At 57.7% G+C, this 12710-nt stretch carries 15 protein-coding genes and 3 pseudogenes; 8 read left to right on the top strand and 10 right to left on the bottom strand.

Going from position 1 to position 12710, the window contains the following annotated elements; genetic code table 11:
* Positions 1-13: 13 nt before the first annotated feature.
* Positions 14-721: a phosphate signaling complex protein PhoU gene (gene phoU / locus K307_RS20605; RefSeq protein ID WP_042880879.1), complete on the top strand. Its 708-nt coding sequence runs from the start codon at positions 14-16 to the stop codon at positions 719-721.
* A gap of 138 nt (positions 722-859) precedes the next feature.
* Here phoU and K307_RS49610 read toward each other — a convergent pair.
* Both K307_RS49610 and K307_RS20600 read right to left on the bottom strand, forming a co-directional pair.
* A pseudogene (locus K307_RS49610) lies at positions 860-1012 on the bottom strand (arsenate reductase (glutaredoxin)); the annotation flags it as partial.
* A 48-nt stretch (positions 1013-1060) separates the two neighbouring features.
* Positions 1061-1369 carry an acylphosphatase gene (locus tag K307_RS20600; RefSeq protein ID WP_042880877.1) on the bottom strand — a complete coding sequence of 103 codons (309 nt, stop codon included), beginning with the start codon at positions 1367-1369 and terminating at the stop codon, positions 1061-1063.
* A 637-nt stretch (positions 1370-2006) separates the two neighbouring features.
* Here K307_RS20600 and K307_RS20595 point away from each other — a divergent pair.
* The 5 genes from K307_RS20595 to K307_RS51085 all read left to right on the top strand — a co-directional run bounded on the left by K307_RS20595 (position 2007) and on the right by K307_RS51085 (position 6268).
* Positions 2007-2657, top strand: coding sequence for a hypothetical protein (locus K307_RS20595; protein WP_155301186.1), 651 nt, complete (start codon positions 2007-2009; stop codon positions 2655-2657).
* Between the two features lie 256 nt (positions 2658-2913).
* Positions 2914-3222, top strand: coding sequence for a YHS domain-containing protein (locus K307_RS20590; RefSeq protein ID WP_042880873.1), 309 nt, complete (start codon positions 2914-2916; stop codon positions 3220-3222).
* A gap of 1512 nt (positions 3223-4734) precedes the next feature.
* Positions 4735-4986 carry a hypothetical protein gene (locus tag K307_RS20585; RefSeq protein ID WP_042882392.1) on the top strand — a complete coding sequence of 84 codons (252 nt, stop codon included), beginning with the start codon at positions 4735-4737 and terminating at the stop codon, positions 4984-4986.
* A 498-nt stretch (positions 4987-5484) separates the two neighbouring features.
* Positions 5485-5988 carry a TIGR01841 family phasin gene (gene phaP, locus K307_RS20580; protein ID WP_051974986.1) on the top strand — a complete coding sequence of 168 codons (504 nt, stop codon included), beginning with the start codon at positions 5485-5487 and terminating at the stop codon, positions 5986-5988.
* Positions 5989-6076: 88 nt separating this feature from the next.
* On the top strand, positions 6077-6268 hold the full coding sequence (locus tag K307_RS51085; protein ID WP_080745082.1) for a DUF3562 domain-containing protein: 192 nt from the start codon (positions 6077-6079) through the stop codon (positions 6266-6268).
* Positions 6269-6302: 34 nt separating this feature from the next.
* Here the strand turns inward: K307_RS51085 and K307_RS20575 are convergent, their stop codons facing one another.
* The 5 genes and pseudogenes from K307_RS20575 to K307_RS49600 form a co-directional block, all read right to left on the bottom strand.
* On the bottom strand, positions 6303-6524 hold the full coding sequence (locus K307_RS20575; RefSeq protein ID WP_042880871.1) for a DUF3562 domain-containing protein: 222 nt from the start codon (positions 6522-6524) through the stop codon (positions 6303-6305).
* Between the two features lie 86 nt (positions 6525-6610).
* A complete protein-coding gene (locus K307_RS49605; protein WP_051974985.1) occupies positions 6611-6907 on the bottom strand; it encodes a CHAD domain-containing protein in 297 nt (98 codons plus the stop codon).
* Complete coding sequence (locus K307_RS50665; protein ID WP_329955906.1) at positions 6873-7235, bottom strand: CHAD domain-containing protein; 363 nt, start codon at positions 7233-7235, stop codon at positions 6873-6875. Before K307_RS50665 ends, K307_RS49605 begins: the two co-directional genes overlap by 35 nt.
* A gap of 290 nt (positions 7236-7525) precedes the next feature.
* Positions 7526-8056 (bottom strand): annotated as a pseudogene (locus K307_RS20565) (IS256 family transposase); the annotation flags it as partial.
* Positions 8057-8193: 137 nt separating this feature from the next.
* On the bottom strand, positions 8194-8700 hold the full coding sequence (locus K307_RS49600) for a hypothetical protein (RefSeq protein ID WP_230625786.1): 507 nt from the start codon (positions 8698-8700) through the stop codon (positions 8194-8196).
* Between the two features lie 642 nt (positions 8701-9342).
* Here K307_RS49600 and K307_RS20555 point away from each other — a divergent pair.
* On the top strand, positions 9343-9594 hold the full coding sequence (locus tag K307_RS20555) for a hypothetical protein (protein WP_042882385.1): 252 nt from the start codon (positions 9343-9345) through the stop codon (positions 9592-9594).
* Between the two features lie 613 nt (positions 9595-10207).
* On the opposite strand, the gene K307_RS51080 is transcribed toward K307_RS20555, so the two are convergent.
* From K307_RS51080 to K307_RS49590, 3 genes and pseudogenes are all read right to left on the bottom strand, one after another.
* On the bottom strand, positions 10208-10681 hold the full coding sequence (locus K307_RS51080; RefSeq protein ID WP_419187158.1) for a GNAT family N-acetyltransferase: 474 nt from the start codon (positions 10679-10681) through the stop codon (positions 10208-10210).
* A 398-nt stretch (positions 10682-11079) separates the two neighbouring features.
* Positions 11080-11292: pseudogene (locus tag K307_RS49595) on the bottom strand (porin); the annotation flags it as partial.
* 65 nt (positions 11293-11357) lie between these two features.
* On the bottom strand, positions 11358-11504 hold the full coding sequence (locus K307_RS49590; RefSeq protein ID WP_230625952.1) for a porin: 147 nt from the start codon (positions 11502-11504) through the stop codon (positions 11358-11360).
* 435 nt (positions 11505-11939) lie between these two features.
* On the opposite strand from K307_RS49590, the gene K307_RS20550 reads away from it, so the two are divergent.
* The gene (locus K307_RS20550) at positions 11940-12689 is read left to right on the top strand and encodes a hypothetical protein (protein ID WP_155301185.1); all 750 of its coding nucleotides are present in this window, start codon (positions 11940-11942) and stop codon (positions 12687-12689) included.
* Positions 12690-12710 lie beyond the last annotated feature (21 nt).

Below are 12710 nucleotides of genomic sequence, written 5' to 3'. Positions count from 1 at the left end.
TCGGGGGCGCAATATGACCGAGAAGCACTTATCCAGCCAGTTTGAGTCCGACCTCACCGATATTTCCACCGAAGTCTTGCTGATGGGTGGACTGGTGGAGGCCCAGGTTCAAGCGGCTATCCGCGCGTTGGAGACCTTCGACGTAGCCATTGCTGATGACGTCATTGCAGCGGAACAACGTGTCAATCGGCAAGAGATTGAGATAGATGCCCATTGCAGCTATATCATTGCCCGCCGCCAGCCGACCGCACGCGACTTGCGACTACTAATGGGGGTATCCAAGATTATTACGAACTTGGAGCGTGTCGGTGACGAGGCCTACAAGATTGCAAAGCGCGCAAAGCGCATCATTGGCCAAGTCTCGCGTTCAACCATCGACTTTTCAGAGGTCCGCGTCTCGGCCGCACTGGCTGTCGAGATGCTGCACAAAGCTCTGGACGCCTTTGCAAGGCTTGATACGACTGAGGCAGCAATGATAGGACGAGAGGACCGAGCCCTGGATGAGGAATTCCGAGGCTTCGTCCGCAAGCTCATGAGCTACATGATGGAAGACCCGAAGCTGATATCCGTATCGCTGGACTACCTCTTCATCGCCAAGGCTATTGAGCGCATCGGTGACCATGCAACAAACATCGCCGAGTTCACCATCTATATCGTCAAGGGCACTGATGTCCGACACATCACACAGGATGCCCTTGAGCAGGAGGCGCAGAAACAATGACCGCGCGTGCCGACATCCAACGCGTAAGCTCGATGGACGATTGCAGAGAGTGAGTTTCAAGGAAAGACATTTTCTCTGAGATAGCAGATGGGGGGCTTCGTGGATGCCCCTTCTTCATTTCGACTTGAGCTTTCCTGCCTACTTCACGCGACGGCCTTGTTCGTCGATGACTACCTCACCGTCTTCCTTTGCGAAGGCCCCCTTTTGCGGCGACGGCAAGATGTCGAGGACGACCTCGGATGGGCGACACAGCCGAACTCCCATCGGGGTCACTACAAGAGGCCGATTCATGCATCGTGAATTTTTGATGACAGCGCCAGCAGATTTGGGCAACTGCCCTTACAGGGTAGGCAGGCGCTCGAAACTGCCAAAGCGGGCAAACGGTGGCTGCACCTCGGTCACTTCGAGCCGCTCTACAAGCGCTGCTGACATGCCTTCGCTTAACCAAGCGCACATGCTAGCAAGTTGCTCGGGTGAACCCTGCAGCATCGCCTCTACGGAGTCGTCCATGCGGTTGCGGACCCACCCGGTGACACCCAACTCCTGGGCACGATGTACGCATGCCTCCCGATAGCCGATACCCGGTACACGACCCCGGACGCGGACCAGCCGCGTCTCGAGCTTCCCTTCGTTTATATCCGCTTGCATGAGAGTACTTCCGCAATGAGCTGCAACAGCTTCGCCGGCGTAATCTCAAGCGTGTCACGACCCTTCTGTCGCAATTGGAATCTGACGACGCGTTGCGCCGACGAGCGGCCGACCTTTGGCTGCATCGAACTGACCACTATTCGGAGCAGCGCGCTGAAAGCACAATCGCACCCAGCTAGCCCAAAGTCGAAATGTCGTTCATCGTGGGTTGATGGTTGACTCTCGGGCAGTGCCACACAATCGAGACGCCAGGGCCATCAGCCCCATCAGCCATGTCCGTGATGACAACGAGAGACTCCAGCGCGATGCCAACGCGATTTATCTGCAATCGCATCCAATAGTAGGCTCGTTGCCGACAGGTGGGGCTCCTTCAGGGCTCAAAGGCTAACTCCGCCATAATGGCCGCCAGACACGCGGAAGGCCCTCCGGCAAAGGGATGCCAAGGTAACGGGACGTCACGTGTTTGATTAAGCACATACAAGGGATGCTCGTAGACTACGTGCAACTTGTTCCCACGCCGCAATTCCAGAGAGTCTGTATGCCGAGCCAAGGAGCTGTACTACTGTTCCCCGTTAGCCTAGGGCCGTACACGCTGCGGGTCGAGCTGTGTTCTAAGGTGGAGTTCGGCCGGAAGAATGTGAATAGCGAAGTCGACTTTAATGCAGGCGTGATGCGCATCGCATCGCATTTGCAGGGACGCAACTTGGTGATTGCGTTCATCAAGCGCCTCATTGGCGTCATTCACTACTCCCACGGGCTTGATGACGCTTCAGTGGAGGAGCACTACACACACAGCTTTGCCACCGGTCTTATGGAGTTCGTTCGACGAAACCCGCAGGCCTGGCACTGGCTGAACGCCATGCTTTCTCAACACTTTTCGAAGGGACAGCGGTTCGAGCGAATCTGCCAGCAGGCGCCGACATCTCCGCTTTCATTGCCGGTGCGCATGACCATTTGGCACCGAGTGATACGACTCAGTGTATTGCCTGCCAAAGCTGCTGACCGAGCCGGCGTCTGGGGCTACTACCTATACGCTGACCAATGGGTACACCTGCATGAGCAACTTCGAGGCGAGCACTTTGCTGTCATCTTTTGGCACGAACTGACGCACGCTTTCCATCACGCTGCCGGCATGCAGGACCGCGAAACGCGCCGCCGGTTCGTCAACGCCCAGGCGAGTGCCTGGCTCGAATTCGTCTCGAAGAACCCCGGCGCTTGGAAATGGTTTGTGAGCCTGGCCACCCACGAGAAGGTGCTTGAAGCCGTGCAATTGGAAGCCAGCGCGTAGCTTGCCCCCTGGGAAGGCACGCACGAACCGGGGTGCTTGATGTGCTTTCCGCCCTAAAGTTCGACGCATTGAAAATCAAAATTCCCCGCCAGGGCGCGACAGGGCGCGAGGTGCTAGTACATAGTGAACGGCAACCTCACGAACCTTTCCCTTATGGCGCCCGCGACCTGGCGGTAGCATACTGTCAACGTCCTACACGACATCCCTTACCTGACCGCATGGCAGCTGCCTACTTCCCTGACGAGGAGGCCTAACCATGGACTGGCTCTCACAGAATCTCTCATGGCTCCTGCTTGGCGGACTGGCCGTCATCGCCCTGATAGCGTGGCAGCGATTCATAAGTCGCCGAACCAATCAAGAGAGCGTGCAGCGCCGCCATACAACGCAGGAGTACAGCCCTACTGCCCGCGACCCCGTCACAGGGAAGAAGGTCGACGTTGCTCACGCCATCACGGCAAATTTTGAAGGTCGGACATACTTCTTCGAATCTGAAGCTTCGCGCACGGTTTTTAAGCAAGACCCCGCGCGATATGTGTACCGGCATCAGCGCCACGACGGCTGCTAGACGACACCTTCTATAGCGACCAAGCTCGTGGACTACTTTCTTGCGGGGCATTTGATGCGGGACGTTAGTTCTAATCGCTCTGCCACCGCTTCGCCAATGTTAGACACGCAGTGCAAGAAACCCGAGCGTACTCGTCCAGCCCTTGTGCGAACCGGAGCTCACCACCAGTTCGGCGCAAGCGTTTGCACAGCAAATCGCCCGCCGCACGTATCATCCGTCCATCACGAATGGCCTGCTTTAACAGGACGTGAACATCGCGGTCGCGCACGTCGTGCGCAGGCACTTCCGAAGTATTTCTCGAGTCCTCTGCAACGATACCAGGCACCCACCGAACTGGAATCGCCAGACTCGCATTGAATGTAAGTGCTTGAGTACGAAGACGCTTCTCACTTTCGTGAAGAGCGACTCGGGCTGCCTGTTCCCTCGCTGTCTTCGCTGCTCGAGCACCATCGACATCCTCTGCCCTGGCACCAACGAACACCCCATTGGAATGCTGCCAAACTTCGAGCAAAGTACCGGAGGCAGGTGTGACTGCCTCCGCACGGCTTGACCGCTGCAAGCTGGTTATCTCCAGCCGCTCCCCATCCAGCGTTACCTGATTGTTTTCGACAGCTACGCGCCCACAGTGTTTGTCAGTTAGCCATCCCGCTCGGGCCGTTGAGACGAGACGCAACTGGTAGATGTCCATGACCGAAACTGCCCCCGCCGGCACAGCAGAGTCGAAAGCCTGTCTTGCTGGAGATTCTAGTCGCTAGATTGAGCGCGACATGATTTGCAGTCGAGCGCCTTGTTCGCTTCGTTGTGTTTTCGACACCATTGCGCCCAACAGCGGTCGGACGATTCACCGCCACGGGGATGAGCATTCGTGTCGAGGCTAGGACTGCGATACCAGTGGGGGTGGCGGGAGCGCCAATGCGCGTGGCGTCGTTGACACGATGATGACGATTGATACCGCTCCCACTCTCGCTTCACGACTACGTATATCCGCCTCACATCACACATGACGGCCTCCGCGCGTGCCATTGCGAAGCGTTGCGCAGAGCGGAGCTTTGAGTCAGGCGCTGGCCCCGGAGATTTTGTCCCCCGCAGTCTCTTTCGGCCCTCTTCTCATGGCTCGCAAAAGTAGCAGTGCTGCCTTGGAAAGAATGGGCATTGGAAGAACCGGCCGCTAAGCGCGCGGGGTCAACCTCCTGCAAATCTCGCCCGTTTCTCGGTTGCTACTAACGCGACTTTGTGGTCGGCCGCACATACTGCGATGCATCAGCACTAACACCTGGAGGTGCATGCAGGCACCTCATAGCCGGCTTTCCCCTGTTGCTATTTCGCAAAACGGTACGCAGGGGCGCCAACTTGTGGCCTAGAGTTAAAGCGCTTTCTCAAGATTCGACCGCGAAGCGCAGGTGTCATGAAGCGCATTGCCGTGCATCGGTTCGCACGGCTACTTCGCCTAGGCCATGTCATTGGTTGGCCCTATAGACGCGGCAAAAAAGAACCGGGATGTTGGAGGAGGTCATGAAAGACACGAATGAGCGGTCGCTGCGTTTCCAGGTCGAAAAATGGCTCGCGCCTGGCCCCGCGACGTCGGTCCACGTAGTTGAATTCAGTCGCACCCACTCGGGCCGGCGACGCTACGTATGCGTCGAGACCAAGCAACTGGCCGGTTTGCGCGCGTTGTTCTTCTTTCGGCACGATGACGGCTGCTGGCGCGTGTTTCCGCCTGCAGTCGATAGGCCGAAGACGAGCGCTGACCGTCTGGCCTTGTGAGCGGTCATTGCCGGCTCGTGCCAAACAGACCACGAAGCAAACGCGACGCCTACACACAATTCTGCGCGGGACCTGAGCATCAGCACTCCGTATGCGATGCGAGTTGCGATAGTGCAGACGCTGTTCTGACGCCGTCGGCGCGCGCCTTTTCACTTCAGGCCCAAGCGGCCGACATACTAACGCTGAGCAGCATCAAGGTTAACCCGCAATTCCTTCGATATCAGCCGTTTGGTGCACTTGTTTGACACCATATCGACATGTGTGGATTGCGTTCAATTCGTGGGCGGTTTCTGCTACGCCCTCTCCGGGCAACCGGAAACTCGACATCATTACGAGCGCGCAAGCGTGCCCACGCGAGAAACAGTTGACTTCCGAGCAATCGCCCCTAGAATGACTTTTGCCGCAACGCAACAAAGACTTTCACCCTGGCGGCGCACTATTCGTGTCCTGATTCAGAGTTCCCCTCGAACACTCGCAGCCTTACCCTATGGAGCAGTGATGAGCACTCCTATCCCCGAACAATCCATCTCCGCGCAGAAAGCAGGCGTGGAAAGGCTCCTTGGTCTGGCGACCATAGCCTTCGAAGGCATCGAAAAGCTGGCTGAGCTAAATCTGCAAGCAGTCAAATCAACCTTCGCCGAAAATCAGCAAATCCTGAGCAAGACGCTTTCCGCGAACAACCAGCAAGAATGGGTTGCCCTGCCTGTGCACCTGACGCAGCCCATAGCAGAAAAGGCGGCGTCGTACAGCCGGCAGGTCTCCGAAATCCTGTCGAGCATTCAAGGCGAATTCTCGACGGCCGCCCAAGCGCACCTCCAGCAATGTCAACGCGATGCGCAGGAGTTATTCGAAAACCTCGCGAAGAACGCGCCCACAGGAAGCGAATCTGTCCTAGCAGCATGGCAATCAGCCTTTTCGACGCCCGCCGGCGCGTCCGACGAAACGGCCAAGAAAACCACAAAGCAATTGGCCCACGACAAAGGTGCTGGCCCTGCCCTATAGCATTTCCTAGCGCGCACGCGCAGCCCCGGAATTTTCTTGTGCGAACTTCGGTTCGCTTTTTTTCGCCGAGGGGAGCCGATATGCGAAAATCTACGGTGAAACATTGCAGGACTTCATTTCAGAGGCGCGCATTCAAGACTATCTGCCACTGCTTGTCGCGAAGCGAGTCAAGGGCGCGTTACGCCACCACGCTAACCCGCAGAAGCATCACGCGCAAAGATTAACGCAGAGCACCTCAGGACGTCACCTCACCACGGGAATGCCATGCGGTGCGTCCTAGGACTGCCAAAGTGACTGCCGGACGTACGCGTCAGTCACTCAACGCGGAAATGCTCAACGCTTTGCCCTGCGTTCACAGCCCTTTGCAGCCAGTCGACGACGCGCCTCACAACAAACAGATGCAGGTAGTCATGGATACGAGCGCCGGCGGCCAAATCGCGCAACGCATCAAGATACGCCTCCTTGACTGTTTCCACGGGCAGGCCCAATTCTTCAGCGAGTCTTGCGATACGCTCGTCATGTCCCTGCTGCCTCATGGCGCCTCTTGTGTCTTCGCTGTTCTTGAAAGGGGAATTGACCTTCCCTTGAGTATGCGAGGAAGTGTTGGCGTCTGAGGCTCATCTCAGCGTTGTCGCGACAATTCCTTCAATGCACGTACTGCTTTTCGGCGTCTGACCTTCTTTACTTTTTGCAGCCATTGCATGAACAGCTCATGTGCTGGCGCATACTCCGAGTCTACGGGCAGTTCGGAAATATAAGTTGTTGCGACCACGACGTCGTTCAACGCGCCAAGCGCTCCCTGGAGCTGCGCGAGGCGCGCAATGCGCTTGCGGTCCGCCTTCGCGAGCACCGGCGAGAAATGCTCAAGCAGGTAACGCAACCGCTTAATCTGGATGCGGGTCTGGTGGAGTTCCGCCATCCGCCAGGCTACCGCCCCTGGCTCGAGCCAGCACCTTATCTAGGCGGCGGGATGCCGTTTCGACACGGGTTCGAGCGAGTTCCTCGACGGATTTGGGCTCCTTGAGCTGGGCACTTGCAACTTGGTCGATAGCAGCCCTGAAGGCAGAAATCAGCTGACCGTGCGTCGGTGAGCCGATGGCCATACGGCTCTCCTCGCGAGTGCGGTGGCCGATACTCTCCAAGGCTTCAAGGAATATCAGGGCAGACGGATGGCTCGACGGAACTGCGGCGCGCAGTAAGTCGTTAATGATGACATCCCAGTTCCGTGCAGATAGTCTGCCGAACAATGTTCTAATGTCGCTACATCCGAAGATACGAGACGTGGTAGAACGGTGAGCGCATGGGCTTTGGCTTGCAGCTCAGATGATGCTGGGCGGCTAACCATCCGTTTCCCCGAAGAGGGCTCAACTAAGGCGCAAGGTCAGCGCCGAACCGAATTTGTAGTCTAGTCCCCAGGGCGACTACTCGAGACACGGAATTCGGTGATGTACCTCACGTATCTTTGAGGGACGTCCACGTAGCGGCGCCAGTAAGGCAGCCCCAACTCGGTTTGCCATGTTCCCAAGTTGTTGCCGCCAATGCCGTCCACCCACCAATACACATAGCGCGCCGCCGACAGATCACGCTGATTCCAGCTCGCATGCTCGTCTGCCCACTGCGCCTTCAATCGGCTCACCACGTTGGCCGATAGCCCTTTGGCATCCTCGCCCAGCAGCACCGACAGCGCCTCGCTCATGTCGCCTGTCGAGACTCCCTTCAGGTACAGCCAGGGCAGCGCCGCACTCACCCGCGGCGACTTCCTCACATACGGCGGCACGATCGCCGAGTTGAACTTCACGCCGGAACCGGACCGGTCGCGCACCTTGGGCACCTTCACGGCAATCGGTCCAGCGCCCGTCAGCACCTCGCGCTCCGGGAGGTAGCCATTGCGAACCACGGCGCGCTGCCCGCTCAACGTCTTGACGTTACTGAACTGCTCAAGCAGCTCTGCCAGCTCCACTTCAATCGCCTCCTGGATGACCCGCCGGGCCCCGCGCCTGATCAGCTCCTCGAGCCCAAGCCCGATTTCCGATAGACCGACTGCTTCTTTCCCTTTATCCTTGCTCATGGTGGACCTTTCTTGTGCTGGTTTCCGATCTCGACAATCAGATTCTCAGCGGAAAGCTCCACCGCCCTCTACTCCGCGCCTCAAATTCCCCGTGCGTACACCAGTTTCGACTTTGGCTCCTTTTGTTGCGGTCTGTCTTAGGATTTTGCAGGGCGACCCGTCTTGACTTCCTCGACTTGCGCAACAACGCTGAGTAGCCTCTTTTCCGAGAGGGCTTCGAGAGCCAGGAGTCCCGCCCTTAGCAGTTCACTCTTCTTCACCTGGACGCCGCCAGCCAAGCATTTTCGCTTCAGCTCAGCCAACTTTCCATAGTCGTACTCCGGCATAGTGAAGCTGTCCCGGATGACCTTTGGCTTCTTGGCCGGTTTGTCTGCCTGTAGTGCCGCGCCATTGCTCTGCTTCTTTGCCTTCTTCGAGCTGGAAGCCCCGCCATCAGCGGCTGCCGCCGCGTCAGCCGAGACCTTCGTGGTAGAAGCCGCCTTCTTCGCTGCCTTGCCGGCGCGCAGCTTGCTGTTGGTCCCTTCCTCGCCCTTTGCGTCCGGCGCTAACGTCGCGGCCACCTTCTTCCGTGTTTCGCTTGGCATCAAGTCCTCCATCCCCATGGCTTTTCGTTCATACAGTATATATAGTATTGACGGTTTCATCTTCGGTGGTCCGGCTAGTCCTGCCTTGGCTTGGCTTCGGAACCCAAAGGAGGGAAGTCACGTGGACAGTTGTTCTAGTCGACCTTTGTATCGCATCTAGTCAAGTCATCAGTCGTTCCTCGGCCGCTGTCTTGCCTGGAACGTAAGGCAGCAGTGCCGTCCGGCCACTCGGCCAGCCCCGCTCCTTGTTGTGTCCTGCCAGAACTCGCTGGCATTGGGCTGCCCTGCAAGAACAGGGCAGCGAGGAGCCGAGCATGCACAGAATTCACGCCCCAGCCGGCCGGATGTCCGCCCTCACGGCGCGACTGGCCTCCCCTTACTTCCGCCCGATTGACCCGAGCGAGTCGAGTCTGCAACCGGTCACGGGGCCAGCTTCCCAAAATCCGAGCACCAGTGTGCCAAGGACCAATCGGGAGTTCTCGGACGCCACCGTCCGAAAGAGCCGAACCTTCTGGTAGCGGTCCTGGCGGGTCAGCGCCACTTTCGCCTACGAGCCATGACCGAACCTCGGTAGAAAAATCGGCGCAGGATTGCCTGGATGCCGCGAAGGGTATCCGTCAGCCGCACGACGGCCTTCGTACCGGTCATGACAATTGTTGGACCCCGCTGCAGCAAACAAGAACAGGGGGGATGGAGCGAGAAATGAAGAGCACGAACGGGCAGTCGCTGCGTTTCCAGGTCGAAAAATGGCTCGCGCCTGGCCCCACAACGCCGGTCCGTGTAGTTGAGTTCAGCCGTACCCATTTCGGCCGGAGACGCTACGTATGCGTCGAGACCGAGCAACCGGCCGGCTTGAGGGCGTTGTTCTTCTTTCGGCACGATGACGGCTGCTGGTACGTGTTTCCACCTGCAGCCGACAGGCCGAACATGACCTCCAACCGTCTTGCCGCGTGAGCGGTCATATCCGCCTTCCCGTGGCAAGCAGACCACGCGGCAAACGCGGCGCGTACACACAATTCTGCGCGGAATCTGAGGCGCTCCGTATGGGATTCGAGTTGCGATAGCGCAGAGGTAGCAAACGGCCTGCCCGGCGTAAGTCAGACAATTATCAGTGACGACCCTCTGAGCTCAAACTACGCGTATCAGTCACGGGAATGGGACTCGGCCAGCAACGATTCCATTAAACGAGCCTGACCGAGGATTCAAGACGGTGAAATTATTCCGTTGTGCCCAATTCTGGGCTGCCTTAAACACCTCCGGCTCCCGCTGCCCCCAATCACTCTTCATCAGGGGCTCGGCATCCTGTTCCGTCGTAAGATACACGGCTGCTTGGTGCACTGGCGCCCGGCTCCGAGTTCCAGGGATAGTAATGGTACGAATCGTTACACGCATTTCATCGAATCAGCAAGGATGCTCGCCAACCGATTATGTTGGCATCCGGATGACTTTACTATGACGACCACTCCAAATGAGTCTGAGGGTAAGGCCCAGCTGCAACGGGAAGTCCTTGAGAAGGACGTACGTACTCTTGAACTGTGACAGATGAACACCTGTCAGGCTATTCGGGTTAGTGCGAACTTGGAGGCACCCAAGTGTGCGAGCTCTTAGTTAAATCACAAGTCATGCAGACGGGCGCCTGCCTATCGTGTTTCTGATAAGCTGAACCTCGCACCTCATTTGGTAGTGCACTACGCGGCGTCAACGAAAATCCGTGCCGGCAAAAGAAGCTGGCGCAAAACGTCGATAGAACCACCGCCAGCCGACACCCGTCGGCTCGTGCTCTCATAAAAGCGGCCTGAACCAGATGTGATGCAATACCCTGCTCCCGGTATTCGGGGAGCACTGCAACCGGCGCTACGACAGCTGTGTCGCCGTGACGTTCGGCGCCCGCGCATCCTGTAATCACTTTCGCCGCTACGGCAATGTGGAGCGTTGTCCTGACTAGGTCAACGTCGGAGGCGTCCAACCCGGTCTGCTCCAGGAGGCCGACCACGAGTTCCCACTCCCCAGTCGCAGTTGCACGTATTGAAATGCCTCTCATCATGATTTCTCCAACGACGGTGCGCGATGAGCCTGACTGCCTGACGGTCAGCGATGCCTCGCGATGTCCAGACTGACACGCGTCTTTCCTGGCGACGTCGACCTGGCCGAAAAAAACACAGTGCGAGCAAGCCCCTACAGGGCGGCAAGATTTTTGGGGGCTCTGTCACCCCGATTGAGCCATCTCTTCATGACAGCTGCACACGCACGCTACTCGATGCCAGAGAATTGAATGGAACTAAAGCACGAGGATTAGCGCATCGAACACAATCACTGCTACAGAAAAAATGGCCGACATCGCTGCCGGCCAAACGGCCTTAACCCGGTGAGAAGCTAAGGTCGATAAGAGTTGTTGCTGGCACGCTCAGGAAGCGCGTCGCTTCCTTCTACGGGAGGAGCTTAGAAGCGATGACACATGCCAAGCATGGCGCCGGTCTGGTTCTGACCCGGCAGCGTATTGGCGGTGCTGGTCACACCGAAGGTCGCATTGCCCTTGTTGTTCACGTCGCCGAGAAGCAGGTTCGCGTCGGTGCGCTTGGAAAAGGCGTAGTCGGCGTTCAGCACAAACATCCACGAATCCCTGCTGTCAGTGCGGGCGTCCGTATAGTAGGCCCGGCACTTCGCCGCCAAGACCATTGGTCACTCGCGGCCGAAGCTACGGCGTACACCGAGCCACTTCAGTTCGCACCACCGTTGACGTGATTTTGGAAACTGACGCCGGCATCAGCGATGCCATAGAGCGTCACGTTGGATGGCGATTGGGCAAAGGCCGCGCCGGACATGGCGCAAGCAGCGGCCGCCACTGCGACTAGAGTTTTTTTCACTGCCAATCCGATTTCTGTTTGAGCAAATGGGCTTCCTGCGGTGAGGCGAGCAGCGCGCTGAAAGCACAATCGCACCCAGCCAGCCCAAAGTCGAAATGTCGTTCATCGTGGGTTGATGGTTGACTCTCGGGCAGTGCCACACAACCGAGACGCCAGGGCCATCAGCCATGTCCGTAATGACAACGAGAGACTCCAGCGCAATGCCAACGCGATTTATCTGCAATCGCATCCAATAGTAGGCTCGTTGCCGACAGGTGGGGCTCTCCTTCAGGGCTCAAAGGCTAACTCCGCCATAATGGCCGCCAGACACGCGGAAGGCCCTCCGGCAAAGGGATGCCAAGGTAAGGGGACGTCACGTGTTTGATTAAGCACATAGAAGGGATGTTCGTAGGCTACGTGCAACTTGTTCCCACGCCGCAATTCCAGAGAGTCTGTATGCCGAGTCAAGCAGCTGTACTGCCGTTCCCCGTTAGCCTTGGGCCGTACACGCTGCAAGTCGTGCTGTGTACCAAGGCGGAGTTGGTTCGGAAGAATGTGAATAGCGAAGTCGACTTCAATGCTGGCGTGATACGCATCGCCTCGCATGTACAGGGACGCGACCTGGCGATAGCGTTTGTGAAGCGCCTCCTTGGCGTCATTCACTACTCCCACGGGCTTGATGACGCTTCGGTGGAGGAGAACTATACACACAGCTTTGCCACCGGTCTTATGGAGTTCGTGCGACGAGATCCGCAAGCCTGGCACTGGCTGAACGCCATGCTTTCGCAACACTTTTCGAGGGGGCAGCGGTTCGACCGAATCTGCTTACACCCGCCCGCGTCTTCACTCCCGTTGCCCGTACGCATGACCATTTGGCACCGGGTGGTGCGGCTTAGTGTGTTGCCTGCCAAAACAGCTGACCGAGCCGGTGTTTGGGGCTACTACTTGTATGCCAACCACGGAGTACACCTGCACGAACACCTCCGAGGCGAGCACTTCGCAGTCATTTTTTGGCACGAACTAACGCACGCTTTCCATCACGCTGTCGGCATACAAGACCGCGAAACCCGCCGTCGATTCGTCAACGCGCAGGCCGGTGCCGGGCTCGAATTCGTCTCGAAGAACCCCGGTGCTTGGAAATGGTTTGTGAGTCTTGTCACCCATGAGAAGGTGCTTGGTGCCGTACAGTTGGAAGCCAGCGCGTAGCTTCCCCCCTGGAAAGGCACA

This window comes from Cupriavidus necator A5-1 (assembly GCF_000744095.1).
Taxonomy (GTDB): Bacteria; Pseudomonadota; Gammaproteobacteria; order Burkholderiales; family Burkholderiaceae; genus Cupriavidus; species Cupriavidus necator_A.
This window is presented reverse-complemented; position numbering and strand designations above follow the sequence as displayed.